General features: G+C 69.6%; 12 protein-coding genes. 7 read left to right on the top strand and 5 right to left on the bottom strand.

The annotated features are described in order from the left end of the window. Window positions 1-13: 13 nt before the first annotated feature. A complete protein-coding gene (locus F627_RS0107620) occupies window positions 14-565 on the bottom strand; it encodes a hypothetical protein (protein WP_019583699.1) in 552 nt (183 codons plus the stop codon). Then, window positions 565-1,158 (bottom strand): WYL domain-containing protein, encoded by a 594-nt coding sequence (locus F627_RS0107615; protein WP_018876499.1) that lies wholly within the window; start codon window positions 1,156-1,158, stop codon window positions 565-567. Before F627_RS0107615 ends, F627_RS0107620 begins: the two co-directional genes overlap by 1 nt. A 329-nt stretch (window positions 1,159-1,487) precedes the next feature. On the opposite strand from F627_RS0107615, the gene F627_RS0107610 reads away from it, so the two are divergent. Then, entirely contained in the window at window positions 1,488-2,033 is a 546-nt protein-coding gene (locus F627_RS0107610; RefSeq protein WP_019583698.1) for a glycine cleavage system protein R, read from the top strand. 151 nt (window positions 2,034-2,184) lie between these two features. Here the strand turns inward: F627_RS0107610 and F627_RS0107605 are convergent, their stop codons facing one another. From F627_RS0107605 to F627_RS0107595, 3 genes are all read right to left on the bottom strand, one after another. Beyond that, entirely contained in the window at window positions 2,185-3,669 is a 1,485-nt protein-coding gene (locus F627_RS0107605; protein WP_019583697.1) for a RimK family protein, read from the bottom strand. Further along, complete coding sequence (locus F627_RS0107600; RefSeq protein ID WP_019583696.1) at window positions 3,662-4,831, bottom strand: GNAT family N-acetyltransferase/peptidase C39 family protein; 1,170 nt, start codon at window positions 4,829-4,831, stop codon at window positions 3,662-3,664. The genes F627_RS0107605 and F627_RS0107600 overlap by 8 nt, the downstream gene beginning before the upstream one ends. Window positions 4,832-4,929: 98 nt before the next feature. After that, entirely contained in the window at window positions 4,930-5,598 is a 669-nt protein-coding gene (locus F627_RS0107595; RefSeq protein WP_019583695.1) for a haloacid dehalogenase type II, read from the bottom strand. Between the two features lie 117 nt (window positions 5,599-5,715). Between F627_RS0107595 and F627_RS0107590 the strand changes: the two genes are divergently transcribed. From F627_RS0107590 to F627_RS0107565, 6 genes are all read left to right on the top strand, one after another. Continuing rightward, on the top strand, window positions 5,716-5,940 hold the full coding sequence (locus tag F627_RS0107590; RefSeq protein WP_018876504.1) for an addiction module protein: 225 nt from the start codon (window positions 5,716-5,718) through the stop codon (window positions 5,938-5,940). Further along, window positions 5,937-6,236 carry a type II toxin-antitoxin system RelE/ParE family toxin gene (locus tag F627_RS0107585; RefSeq protein WP_018995083.1) on the top strand — a complete coding sequence of 100 codons (300 nt, stop codon included), beginning with the start codon at window positions 5,937-5,939 and terminating at the stop codon, window positions 6,234-6,236. Before F627_RS0107590 ends, F627_RS0107585 begins: the two co-directional genes overlap by 4 nt. A gap of 113 nt (window positions 6,237-6,349) precedes the next feature. After that, complete coding sequence (locus tag F627_RS0107580; RefSeq protein WP_017925236.1) at window positions 6,350-6,670, top strand: BolA family transcriptional regulator; 321 nt, start codon at window positions 6,350-6,352, stop codon at window positions 6,668-6,670. A 10-nt stretch (window positions 6,671-6,680) separates the two neighbouring features. Further along, window positions 6,681-7,886, top strand: coding sequence for an alkaline phosphatase family protein (locus F627_RS0107575; protein ID WP_019583694.1), 1,206 nt, complete (start codon window positions 6,681-6,683; stop codon window positions 7,884-7,886). A gap of 65 nt (window positions 7,887-7,951) precedes the next feature. Beyond that, window positions 7,952-8,254: a hypothetical protein gene (locus F627_RS0107570; RefSeq protein WP_018865618.1), complete on the top strand. Its 303-nt coding sequence runs from the start codon at window positions 7,952-7,954 to the stop codon at window positions 8,252-8,254. Between the two features lie 18 nt (window positions 8,255-8,272). Beyond that, a complete protein-coding gene (locus tag F627_RS0107565; protein ID WP_019583693.1) occupies window positions 8,273-12,814 on the top strand; it encodes a DEAD/DEAH box helicase in 4,542 nt (1,513 codons plus the stop codon). Window positions 12,815-12,838 lie beyond the last annotated feature (24 nt).

The raw sequence follows: 12,838 nt of genomic DNA, 5'->3' as shown, positions 1-12,838 counted from the left end.
TGAGATCCGCCACTTACCGAGACCCGACCTCGTTATGCAGCTCGCGCTGGTCTCGAGAGACCTCGGCCCGGATCAGCTCGGATCGCAGGCTGGAAGCAGGTACCTCGAAACGTTCGAGCGAAGCCCCCCAGCGCAGGTGCTCCGTAAAGTCCACGTCAGTTAGCCGGTAGGCCCGGCCGAGTCGCTCGGTCGGCATCACCCGCTCGGCAACCTCAAGGTCGTTATCCAGCACGGCCAGAACCTGAATCGACGCGTCGCTCGTCGCGTCTCGAAAGATGTAGCCCTCACGGAAACCGAAAAGCTGTCGGGCCTGCTCCTGGCTGCGCGCCTCCCAGATATCGACTGCCCGGTCGACATACGCCCGGCGATGCACCGCATGCTTTGCCCGTTCCTTGGGGTCGGTCATCCCCTCCGCCTTCAGGCGGTCCCGCAGTGCTTTCGTCTTCTCGCGGTGCACGAGCAACGTGCTAACCACCCCAAGGTTCTCCCAATGGTGCCGGCCGATCTGATAGACCCAGTCGGAAAAATATTTCCACGGATCCTGAATTTCTCGGGTCTTTGCCATCAATACGCTTCCGGTATCAGGTGTTCCATTTGTTCGAGAAGTGCTTCAACGGCCGCTGATGGCCGCACAAAACGCTTCGAGAGATTGGGGCCGGCAATGGCCCACCGCTTCGGGCGGGGTGGATCAACATAGAGGAGGTAGACCGGGTTCTTCCTTGGAGCACCGTTCTTCTTCGGCTCATGCAGCCCCACGCAATTCCCTTGCGGAATCACATGCCAGGGCGTTCGGGTCAGACGAGACCCAATCACCAGGCCGGCTTCATCAATCGCCACTTCCGGCCGCATGCGATCAAGAGGGTGCAGCTCCGGATCGCTCGATTCATCCGGAGATTTGAGCCACTCCCTGTCAATGCTATCGAGCCCCAGAATCTGGTCGCGCGGCCACAGCTCCCCCGTTTTCACGCTCACCACGTCCGAGCGGATGTTCGATCCCCGAAAGCGTCGATGCTGATTACGCAGAATCGACCACCCCTCTACGTACAACACCGCGTCTTTCACGAACAGCCTTTTCGCCACTAGGTCCCGCTCGGTGATTGCACCCCGCGCGTCCTGGTACATGAAGCGCAAGCGGTGATCCCCCACCCACAATTCCACTTTTGCCTCCGCACGAAAGTTCGGCTCTAAAGCTGAGCATGGCCCGGATGTCCGCCGGGGTCCACCTTCAGGTTTTGCATGGCCTTAGAGGGTCAGACCTCGCCTTTTGCCTCCAGAAAAGGGCCTCAGACTAGAAAACACAACCATGGATCGATCATGCTTTTAGCAGTCCAAGTGCACGAACGCCACTGGCCGTACTTGGGCAACCCATAAGTCGAGCTCTTGGGAATCATTCGTTCGACACGTAGGTACCCGTTGGCGCGTTGCCTCCGATGACCTGCGGGCGCAGGATATTGGGTCTGTTGGCGAAGGGTGCGGGGATTGTGCGTATGAAGACTTCGGTGATTCTGACGGTGATCGGGCCGGACCGGCCGGGGCTGGTGAGCGCGGTGGCGGCGCGGGCTCGGTCGGCGGGCGGGAACTGGCTGGAGAGTCGGATGGCGCAGCTGGCCGGGCAGTTTGCCGGGGTGGTACTGCTGGAGGTGGATGCCGAGAACGCCGACGCACTGGAGGCCGCGCTGCGCGGGCTGGCAGGCGACTCGCTGCAGGTGCATATCCAGCGCGGCAGCGAGCTGCCGCCGGCGGCGCGGCACCCGGTGGTGCTGGACCTGATTGGGCACGACCGGCCGGGGATCGTGCAGGACATCACCGCCGTGCTCTCGCGCCACGGCGTGAGCGTCGAGACGCTGGAGACCGCCTGCGAGCCGGGCTCGATGACTGGCGAACCGATGTTCCGCGCGATGGCCCGCCTGGGCGTGCCGGACGGCCTGGACCTGCACACCCTGCAGGATGACCTGGAAGCCCTGGCCAACGAGCTGATGGTCGACTTCGAACTCCACGACCCGCTGCAGGAACCACCCGAGGCCGTAGCCTGACCGCCGCCCGACACAGGTAGGCAACATCCTGCAACCGTAGGGTGCCGTTGAGCGCAGCGAAACGCACCACTCCCCGCTCGGTGCATCCCCCGATGCGATTCGCTTCGCTCATCGCATCCTGCGACGTGGCGACGGGCAGACCCCGTTCCAATCAGGGTGCGGCGCGGTGGCGGCGGGCGGCGTCGAGGCGGCGGACGAAGTCCTGCATCAGGGTGGTGTAGAGGGTCTCGCCGAGGACCTTGTCCTCGATGCCGGCGTCGAGGTTGGGGTTGTCGTTGACCTCGATGACCATCACGCCGCGCGGGGTCTGCTTGAGATCGACGCCATAGAGGCCGTCGCCGATCAGGTTGGCGGCCTTCACGGCCGTCTTGACCACGGCGGCGGGCACGTCCGCCAGTGCCAGGGTGCGGAAGCCGCCCTCGCGCGGGCCACCCTTGGCGTCGTGATTGACGATCTGCCAGTGCTTGCGCGACATCAGGTACTGCGAGGCATACAGCGGCTGGCGGTTGAGCACGCCGATGCGCCAGTCGAACTCGGTGTAGACAAACTCCTGGGCGAGGATCAGATCGCTCTCCTTCAAGAGGCGTCGGGCGATGGATTCCAGCTCGGCGCGGTCGTTCGCCTTGAACACCCCGCGCGAGAAGCTGCCGTCCGGGATCTTGAGCACCACGGGATAGCCGATCTGTTCCTCCGCGCGCAGGATGGTCTCGCGGGTGAGGATCACGGTCTTTGGCGTCGGCACGCGATGGGCGGCCAGGCGCTCAGCCAGATAGACCTTGTTGGTGCAGCGCAGGATGGAGTCGGCATCGTCGATTACCACCATGCCCTCGGCCTCGGCCTTGCGCGCGAAGCGATAGGTGTAGTGGTCGATGGCGGTGGTCTCGCGGATGAACAGGGCGTCGAACTCCGCCAGTCGTGGCAGATCGCGCGCCTGGATCAGCTCGACATCCATCCCCTGTTCCTGCCCGGCGCGGGCGAAGCGCTTGAGCGTGGCCGGCGTGGACGGGGCCATCGCCTCGTCCGGGTTGTGCAGGATGGCCAGCTCGTAGCGCGCGCTGCGTGCCCCGCGGCGGCGGCGCCAGGGTTTGGAGAGGTAGCGCTCCAGCGCGGCGAAGAAGGCCGGCTCCTGCTCGGGTTCCAGCGCGTTCAGCGCGAACGAGCGAAGGGCGTGGATCTGCCAGCGTCCCTGAAGCCGGAACTCCACCCGGAACATCGGCGCGGGGAACAGGGCGAACAGCTGCGCGGCGATCTCCTGCAGCGCCGGCTCGTCGCACTGGCCGAACAGCACGGTCAGCTCCAGCCGCTCGGGCTGCACGCCCTGGCGGCTGCGGCCCAGAACGCGCGCCACGCGCTCGTCCAGCTCCTCGGTATCCAGACTGTAAATGGACTTGCGCGACAGGTCCTGCAAGGTACGCACGCTGGGGATCACCCGGTGCCCGCGCGCCTCCGCCAGCAGCGAGCCGTAGTACCCGGCGGACAGGTAACGCTGGCTGCGGCACAGGTTGATCACACGCAGGGTGGCCGGGTCGTCGGCGGCCGGGCCGCGCAGGTAGTCGTCGATGGCCATGACCGGAAGGTCGGGGAAGTGCGGCTTCCAGTCCGCCCGGCGCTCGACCAGGATGCGGTGCTCAGGCATGCGCGCCCTCCGCCGCCCGGCGCGGGCCGACGATCACCGCTGCCTGCAGGCCCGCGCGGCCGTAGCGCGCCATGCGCTCGAAGTCCGCACGCGCGATCGGCATGTTCACCGAGTCCACCGCGCGCTCCCCTTGCTCCACGTCCACGAACGGGTCATGCACGTAGACAAAGCGCTCGTCGAAACCCGTCACCGTGACCCAGTGCGGGAAGCGCTCGGCATACAGCCGCACGCTGCTGATCAGAACCACCGGCACCCCGCCCTCGCCAAAGCGCGCCTCCAGCTGGGACACGTTCACCGGGCCGTGCACCACCGGCACCCCGAGCTGTTCCAGCTCCTCGACCATGTCCTCCTGCACCAGCTGCATCACCTCCTTCTTCTCCGCGCTGCGCACGGAATCCCCGAACGCCACCCCGCGATCGCGCACCAGCAGTTGCACCTCGAACCCACGATGGGCGGCCGCCAGCGAGAGCCCGTACGGCCCGCAGCCGCCGTGGCCCGAGGTCATAAAAATCGTGGTGGCGTCGCGCCACAGGCGCAGCTCCAGGCGCCGGTCCAGCTTCAGCGCCGGGTCCACCGCGCGCATCGCCATCATCAGCGCAGCCGGGCCACAGGTGAACTCCAGCGTCTGCGCGTAGTACGGGGCGCGTACCAGCGCCGGATCGGGGCCGGTCGCCAGCGACTTCTGCAGCCGCAGCGCATCCATGTGGTCCTCGTAGTAGTCGTCGATGGTGCCGAAGTCGCGATACCCGAGCCCGCGGAACAGGGCCAGGCTGGCCGCATTGTCGCGCCGCACCTCCAGACGCAGATCGGTCCGCCCGTGCTGGCGCGCCGCGTCTTCCGCCGCCTCCACCAGGCGCCGGCCCAGCCCCTGGCCGCGCGCCCGCGCGCTGACCGCAATCGAGTACAGCCGCGCCAGCGACGTCCCGCGGCTGAACAGCAGCATCACGTAGCCGAGCAGGCCCTCCCCGCCGGGTCCCTCCGCCACCAGCGTGGCCGCATGCCCGCGCGTCAGCAGGTAGCGAAATTGCCGCCGCGAGATGCGATCGATCTCGAACGCCGCATCCTCCAGCGCCACCAGCGCCTCCAGATCCTCCAGCGTGGCCGGACGGATCAAGGGCGATTCTGCGGCGGGCGCGACCCGTTGCTTGACCTGCTGGCTCACGCTCCTCTCCCGGCGGCGGCCCGATCTCCATCGTAGCGCAACCACCGGGCGCCAATAGGCCGCTCCAGCAGGAATATTTGCCGACGGCAAGACCCCGGCTAACGTAGTGCCCCGGACAGTTCGTCCAGGCCGCCGATGGTGGCCGTGGGCTCCCCGCCCCAGGGGTCGAACAGACCCTGCCGCGCCCGGTCGAGCCAGACCGTACGCATGGCCGCAGCCTGCGCACCGATCACGTCGAAGGGGTTGCCTGAAACCAGCCACGCCTGCTGGGGCAGCGCATTCGCCCGCTGCAGGAAATGCCGGTACACGCGCGGGTCCGGCTTGAAGCAGCCGATCTCGTCCACGCTGACGAGATCCTCGAAGCGATCCCCCAGCCCGGCGTTCCGCAGCAGCCCGCTGACCGTCTCAGTGGTCCCGTTGGAGAACGCGAACAGACGGTGTCCCTCCGCCCGCAACTCGTCCAGGGCCGACCCCGCATCGGCGAAGGCCGGGAGCTCTCGATAGCACCGCAACAGCTCCGCCTCCTGCTCCACTTCAAGCGCGATACCCAGTGCCTCGCAGCAGTACCGCAGCGCCTGCTCGGTGCAGGTATCGAAATCCGCGTACGCCCCCATCAGCCCGCGCCGGAAGGTGTACTCCAGCTGCTTCTCGCGCCAGGCCCGCGCCAGCACCGGCGCCCGCTCGCCCATCCACCCTTCGAGCGTCGCCGTAACCCCCTGGGTATCGATCAGCGTCCCGTACACATCAAACGCCAGCGTCTGCCGCATAGCCCCTCCCGGATGTAACCACCAAACCGCCATCTCGCACTACCGGCCGCAAGATGCCAGTATGAGAATTCCACTTGCGCCGGTCATCGCCCCCAGCGATACCAGGAAGATGGTGACATGAAGATCAAAGACCTTATTGACGAAGCCGAGTCCCTGCCCGTGGAAGAGCGCGCTCTGGTGGTCGATTCCCTCCTGCGCAGCCTGAACCCGCCCGATGCGGGCGTGGACCGCAAATGGGCGGAGGTCTCGCGGAAGCGCCTGAAAGAGATCCGCTCGGGCACAGTCGAAGCGATTCCGGGCGAACAGGTCTTCGAGAGGATATGGAGCCGGTTTGAACGATGAGTTTTCGCTTTCACCCGGAAGCGGAGCAAGAACTCACCGAGGCCGTTCAGTACTACGAAGAAATCGAGCCCCGCCTCGGGAACGATTTTGCAGTTGAAGTGTTTGCAGCGGTGCAACGCGCCATCGCCTACCCGCGTGCCTGGACCGTTCTGGAGGGCGAAGTGCGGCGCTCATTCGTGAAGCGGTTTCCGTATGGGGTTCTCTACGCAGAAGAGGACGGGGGCATCCTGATTCTCGCGGTCATGCACCTGCACCGCCACCCGGATTACTGGAAGGAACGCACACGGGAAGGCTGATGACTGCCCCCCCAGACAGCGGCAGCCATGCGGCTGGCCAAGGATCTGGACATGCGGGTACGACACGGCACACTGAGTGCGATGTCCCGTCAATCGAAGCACTGGAGTCGTCGATGAGCATGCAGGAGACCATTACCCGGAAGCTGGAGGAGCGCTTTGCGCCCGAGCATCTGGAGGTGGTGAACGAGAGCCACATGCACAACGTGCCGCCGGGCTCGGAGTCGCATTTCAAGGTGACGGTGGTGTCCGAGGCCTTTCGCGACCAGAAGCTGATCGCGCGGCACCGGCTGGTGAATCAGGCCCTGGCCGACGAGCTGGCCGGGGGCATCCATGCCCTGGCGCTGCACACGCTGGACCCGGACCAGTGGTTCGAGCGTGCCGGCAAGGTCGCCGACTCCCCGCCCTGCATGGGTGGCGACGGCGGCAAGGCCTGATCGCTTGTCGATGACGGCTAACGCCGCGGCCGACTCGGTCGTGGATGACATCCTGCGCGCCCGGCTGGAAGCGCCGGGGCTGATGAACCTGCTCGGCCAGATCGAGGCCAGCCTGAACCCGGTGGCCAGCCACCCGCCGCTGGCGGGTGTATCCGAACACCTGGGGCCGGACCGCCATATCGTGCTGTGGCTGATCGACGGTTTTGCCACCCGCTATCGCCGCCACACGCCGCTGCTGGGCGCGGACTACGTAACCGACCTCGAGACCGTGTTCCCCAGCACCACGGCGACCGCGATCACCAGCATCCTGACCGGGCGCGCACCCGCGCAGCACGGCCTGCTCGGCTGGCACACCCGGCTGCCGTCTGCCGAGCGCACGCTGACGGTGCTGATGGGCCAGGAGCGCGACGCCGAGGACCGCCCGGCCACGCTCGGCTACCGCGAGCTGACCGGCCGCGTACGGCCAGACCGCCTGGTCGACCGGCTCGGCTGCCACACCACCATGATCGGCCCGGACTGGATCGGCGGCACACCCTACAACCGCATGATGAACGGCTCCGCCGCGTTCATCGGCTTCGAGGACCTGTCCGAGCTGCCGGCACGAGTGGCCGCGCATGTGAACGCGACGCCGGGGCCGCATTTCACCTACGTCTACTGGTCGGAGCTCGACCACCTGGGCCACGCCTACGGCCCGGAGAGCCCGGAGGTGGAGCGCCATCTGAAGCAGCTGGACCTGGCCTACACCGCGACCTGCGCGCAGATCCAGCGCCCGGAGAGCGTGTTCCTGACTACCGCCGACCACGGCATGCGCACCATGGAACGCCGCCTGGACCTGCGCGAGCACCCGGCGGTGCAGGCCTGCCTGCGCCACCGCCTGACCGGCGAGCCACGTGCCGCCATCGCCCATGTACGCGAAGGACGCGACACGGACTTCCTGACGGCCCTGGACGCCGCCTTCGGCGCGGACGTAGCCGCAGTCCCCGCCGCTGACTGGCTGGGGCCCGGCACGCTGGGCCTGCCCCCGGGGCATCACCGTGAGCACCCCGAGCTGCGGGCACGCGCCGGCGACTACCTGCTGCTGCCCGCGGAGGACGCCTACCTGGTGGACCCGCCGGACGACGACGAGGGGCCGTTCTTCGTCGGCGCCCACGGCGGCCTGTCGCCGGAAGAGCGGCATATTCCCCTGTTTCTTCGGAATATCGGCCAGTCGCGGTAAACTGCCGGGTTCTGTGCCGGTCAAACGGGCTGGCGCTGGCTGAAACAAGACTGTCCCGAGATCCCATGAACGACACCGCCGACCAGACCTACAACAACGCCGCCCAGCACCTGATCGAGCTGGCGAACCGGCTCGCCGATGACGGCCAGGCCGCCGAAACCGGCGACGTCGCCGACGGCCTGCTGGCCGGTGCCGTGCACTTCTGGCTGTACAGCCGCCAGCCCTGCGGCGATCCGTTGTGCGAGGACTGCGCCCCGTTCTCGGACGCCGAGAGCCGTCTGGCCATGCTGCACGAGCTGATCGACGAGCTGGCGCGCGACAGCGACTACTTCCACGCCACCACCGACACCACCGTCGGCCACGCCTGACCCGCTACGCCCGAGCCGATGCCGGTCACGCCCTTTCGCCCCGCGACCGATACCTGGTTCGGCGAGGCCTTCGGGCAGGCGACCGCGATCCAGTCGCGCGGCTGGCCCGCGATCCGGGCCGGCCGCCACTGCCTGCTGATCGCCCCCACCGGCAGCGGCAAGACCCTCGCCGCCTTCCTCAGCGCCATTGACCGCCTGACCGGCGAGTCCGCACCGGATGCCCGGCGCGGCTACTCGGTGCTGTACATCTCGCCGCTGAAGGCGCTGGCCACCGACATCGAACGCAACCTGCGCGCCCCGCTGACCGGCATCGCTCAGACCGCCGCGCGTCTGGGCGAGACCGCGGGCCCGACCGCAGGCGAGACCGCAGGCGAGCCGGTGGTACACATCCGCACCGGCGACACCCCGCAGGCCGAGCGCCGCGCCCAGGCGCGCGAACCCGGCGACATCCTGGTGACCACGCCGGAGTCGCTGTACCTGCTACTGGGCTCGAAGGCCGCCGAAAACCTCGAGTCCATCCACACGGTGATCATCGACGAGGTGCATGCGCTGGCCGGCAACAAGCGCGGCGCGCATCTCGCCCTGTCGCTGGAACGCCTGGCCGAACGCTGCGGCGAGGACCCGCAGCGCATCGGGCTTTCCGCCACCGTGCACCCGGTGGAGGTGGCGCGCGGCTTCCTTGGCGGCGACCGCGAGGTGGAGGTGATCGACGACGCCGAGCCCCCGCGCCTGGACCTGGAGATCCTCGCCCCCGAGGAGCCGCCCGCCGAGCACGCACCCGCCACCGTCGAGGCCACGGAGGCGACCAGCCCCATCCCGTCCGGCTCCATCCTCGGCGCGGTGTACGGCCAGGGCACCGGGCAGCTCCCCACCGCTGGCGGCGACCGCGCCGCACGCCTGGAGCCGCGCCTGCTGGCCGCGATCCTGGAGCACCGCTCCACCATCGTGTTCGTGAACAGCCGCGGGCTGTGCGAGCGACTGGTCCAGCGCATCAACGAGGCCTGGCGGGAGCAGCAGCCGGAGGATGCCGAACCGGTGGAGGACCTGGTCGCCGCCCACCACGGCAGCGTCTCCCACGAGCGCCGCGCCGAGATCGAGGGCCGGCTGAAGACCGGGCGCCTGCGCGGCATCGTCGCGACCAGCTCGCTGGAGCTGGGCATCGACATGGGCGCGGTGGATCTGGTGATCATGGTCGAATCCCCCGGTGCGGTCGCGCGTGGCCTGCAGCGCGCCGGGCGTGCCGGGCACGGGGTGGGCCAGGTCTCGCGCTCGCTGCTGCTGCCACGCTTTCGCGGCGACCTGCTCGAATGCGCGGTGATCGGCGAGCGCATGCAGGCCGGCGCGCTGGAACCGATCCATGCCCCGCACAACCCGCTGGACGTGCTGGCCCAGCAGCTCGTCGCGATGGTCTGCGAACGCCCGCGCACGGTGGACGAGCTGCACGCTCTGGTCCGCCGCGCCGCGCCCTGGCGCGAGCTGTCGCGGGCGCTGCTCGAGGCCACGCTGGACATGCTCTCCGGCCATTACCCCAGCACCGACTTCGCCGACCTGCGCCCCTGGCTCGCCTGGGACCGCGCCCGCGACGAACTGACCCCGCGCCGGGGGGCGGCACTGGCCGCGCGCCTGAACGCCGGGACCATCCCCGACCGTGGGCTGTACGGCGTGCATGTTGGCGAGGGCGGGCCGCGCATCGGCGAGCTGGACGAGGAGATGGTGTTCGAGCTGAAGACCGGCGAGAACGTGACCCTGGGTGCGAGCACCTGGCATGTGGAGGCGATCACCCGCGACCGCGTGCTCGTCTCCCCCGCCCCCGGCGAGGTCGGCAAGCTGCCGTTCTGGCATGGCGATGGCCCCGGCCGCCCGATCCAGCTCGGCCAGGCCATCGGCGCCGCCACCGAGCGGCTGGCACGCATGGGCCGCGCCGAGCGCACGGCCTGGCTCAGGGAACACGCGCCACTGTCGGAGGCGGCGGTGGAAACCCTCTGCGACTACATCGACGAGCAGCGCGAGGCCACCGGGCAGCTGCCCTCGGACCAGCGCATCGTGGTCGAACGCTTCCGCGACGAGGTCGGCGACTGGCGCGTCTGCATCCTGACGCCATTCGGCGCGCGCGTGCACGCCCCCTGGGCGCTGGCCCTGCAGGGCGCGCTGACCAGCCGCTCCGGCTTCGAGGTGCAGGTGATGTACACCGACGACGGCATCGTGCTGCGCCTGGCCGACAGCGAGGACCTGCCCGAACTGGACAGCCTGTTCCCCGACCCGGAGGAGCTGGAGGAGGCCGTCACCCGCGAGCTGGGCCACTCCACCCTGTTCGCCAGCGCCTTTCGCGAAAACGCGGCGCGCGCCCTGCTGCTGGTACGCAACCGCCCCGGCCAGCGCACCCCGCTGTGGGCGCAGCGGCTGAAGTCGCAGCAGCTGCTGGCCTCGGTGCGCGAGTACGCGAGCTTCCCGGTGGTGCTGGAGACCTACCGCCAGGTGCTGGCCGACGTGTTCGACCTGGACGCCCTGCGTCAGATCCTGCGCGGCGTGCAGGAACGCCGCATCCGCGTGCACGAGGTGGAGACGCCGCAGGCCTCCCCGTTCGCCCGCAGCCTGGTGTTCGCCTATGTCGCGGCCTACATCTACGAGCAGGACGCGCCGATGGCCGAGCGCAAGGCCCAGGCGCTGACGCTCGACCGCGGCATGCTGGCCGAACTGCTGGGCCAGGCCGAGCTGCGCGAGCTGATCGACCCCGAGGCCCTGTCCGAGCTGGAGGCCGAGCTGGCGCACGCCACCGAGGCGACCCGGGTGCCCGACGCCGACGCCCTGCACGACCTGCTGCGCCGGCGCGGGGACCTGACCCCGGACGAGGTCGCCGCCGCCTGCACCGAGGCGCCGGGACCGTGGCTGGAACAGCTCGCCCACTCCCTGCGCGCGGTGGAGGTGCGCATCGCTGGCGAGCCGCGCTGGATCGCGGCCGAGGACGCCGCGCTGTACCGCGATGCCCTCGGCGTGGTGCCCCCGCCCGGCCTGCCCGCCGCCTTCCTGGAACCGCCGCAGCGCCCGCTGGAACAGCTGCTGCGCCGCTACGCCCGTACCCACGGCCCGTTCCGCAACGAGGATCTGGGCGCTCGCTACGGCCTCGCGCCGGGCGCACTGCTGCCGGCGCTCGAGAGCCTGGAGCGCGCCGGCGTACTGCTGCGCGGCGAGATCCGCCCGCAGGGCACGGGCGAGGACTGGTGCGAACTGGACATCCTGCGGCGGCTGAAGCGCCGCACCCTGGCGCGGCTGCGCGACGAGGCGGCCGCGGTGGACGCCCGCGCGCTGGGCCGCTTCCTGCCCGCCTGGCAGGGCCTGGCTGAACCTAGCCGCGGGGCCGGCGCCCTGCGCGACACGCTGACGCAACTGGAGGGCGTCGCCCTGCCCTGGTCGGCCTGGACCACCCATGTGCTGCCGATGCGGGTGCGCGACTTCTCGCTGGACGCGCTGGACCGCATCACCGCCTCCGGCGAATTCGTCTGGGTGGGCAGCGGCGCGCTGGGCCAGCGCGACGGGCGCATCCGCTTCCTGCGCCGCGAGCAGGCGATGGTGCTGCTGGAACCGGAGGCCGATGCCGCGGATGCCGAGGCCCACGACGACCCTCTGGCGCAGGCGATCCTGGAGACCCTGGACCGGCGCGGCGCCTGCTTCTACCTGGAGCTGGAACGCGCGGCCCGGACGGCGCAGCCGGATGCCCGCCAGGACGCGATCGAGGCCGCGATCTGGGACCTGGTCTGGGCCGGGCAGATCACCAACGACACCTTCGCACCACTGCGCAGCCTGGGACAGCACAGGACCTCCGCGCGCGGCCGTCGGCGCCCGGGCCAGGGTCTGGCCGGCGGGCGCTGGTCACGGGTCGCCGAGCTGATCGACGCCGGCGTGTCACTGACCGAACGCGCCCGCGAACAGGCCGAGAACCTCCTGGGTCGCTACGGCGTGGTCAGCCGCGAGATGGCCCGCGCCGAGGGCCTGCCGGGCGGCTTCGGGCGCGTGTATCCCGTCTACCGCGCGATGGAGGACGCCGGCAAGCTGCGCCGCGGCCACTTCGTCGAGGGCCTGACCGGCGCACAGTTCGCCCGCGCCGGCGCGGTGGACCGCCTGCGCGCCCTGGAACGCGCGGCCGACGACACCCCCGAACCGCAGTGGCTGGCAAGCGTCGACCCCGCCAGCCCCTGGGGCCTGCTCCTGCCCTGGCCAGAGCCCCCGGAAGCCGCCGAGGGCCGCCTGCGCCGGGTCGCCGGGGCGCTGGTAGCCCTGGCCGGCGGCCAGCCGCTGCTGTACCTGGCCGCCTCCGGTCGCCAGCTGTTCGTCTGGGAGACCATCCCCGGCATCGACACCGGCGAAGCACACGCGGCACTCGCCACCGAGGCGATCCGCCAGCTTGCCGGGAGCCGCTGGCTACCCAAGCGCCGCGGCATCACCATCGAGAGCATCAACGGCGAACCGGCGCGCCAGTCCCCGTTCGCCGCCGCCCTGCGTGCCGGCGGTGCCCTGGGCGAGGTGCGCGGGCTGCGCCTGGAGCCACCCGCCGGCCGCCGCTAACCCACCTTGCAGGGTGAAGGGCCA

The sequence above is a fragment of the Thioalkalivibrio sp. ALE16 genome, assembly GCF_000381305.1.
Lineage (GTDB): Bacteria > Pseudomonadota > Gammaproteobacteria > Ectothiorhodospirales > Ectothiorhodospiraceae > Thioalkalivibrio.
Note: the sequence above shows the minus strand (reverse complement) of the source record. Positions and strands in the feature narration are given on the sequence as shown.

Excerpts from the sequence above, each read along its gene's own strand:
- F627_RS0107565 (WP_019583693.1), top strand. The coding sequence starts at position 8,273 with ATGCCGGTCACGCCCTTTCGCCCCGCGACCGATACCTGGTTCGGCGAG.
- F627_RS0107595 (WP_019583695.1), bottom strand. The coding sequence starts at position 5,598 with ATGCGGCAGACGCTGGCGTTTGATGTGTACGGGACGCTGATCGATACC.
- F627_RS0107585 (WP_018995083.1), top strand. The coding sequence starts at position 5,937 with ATGAGTTTTCGCTTTCACCCGGAAGCGGAGCAAGAACTCACCGAGGCC.
- F627_RS0107610 (WP_019583698.1), top strand. The coding sequence starts at position 1,488 with ATGAAGACTTCGGTGATTCTGACGGTGATCGGGCCGGACCGGCCGGGG.
- F627_RS0107575 (WP_019583694.1), top strand. The coding sequence starts at position 6,681 with ATGACGGCTAACGCCGCGGCCGACTCGGTCGTGGATGACATCCTGCGC.
- F627_RS0107590 (WP_018876504.1), top strand. The coding sequence starts at position 5,716 with ATGAAGATCAAAGACCTTATTGACGAAGCCGAGTCCCTGCCCGTGGAA.
- F627_RS0107570 (WP_018865618.1), top strand. The coding sequence starts at position 7,952 with ATGAACGACACCGCCGACCAGACCTACAACAACGCCGCCCAGCACCTG.
- F627_RS0107605 (WP_019583697.1), bottom strand. The coding sequence starts at position 3,669 with ATGCCTGAGCACCGCATCCTGGTCGAGCGCCGGGCGGACTGGAAGCCG.
- F627_RS0107580 (WP_017925236.1), top strand. The coding sequence starts at position 6,350 with ATGAGCATGCAGGAGACCATTACCCGGAAGCTGGAGGAGCGCTTTGCG.
- F627_RS0107620 (WP_019583699.1), bottom strand. The coding sequence starts at position 565 with ATGGCAAAGACCCGAGAAATTCAGGATCCGTGGAAATATTTTTCCGAC.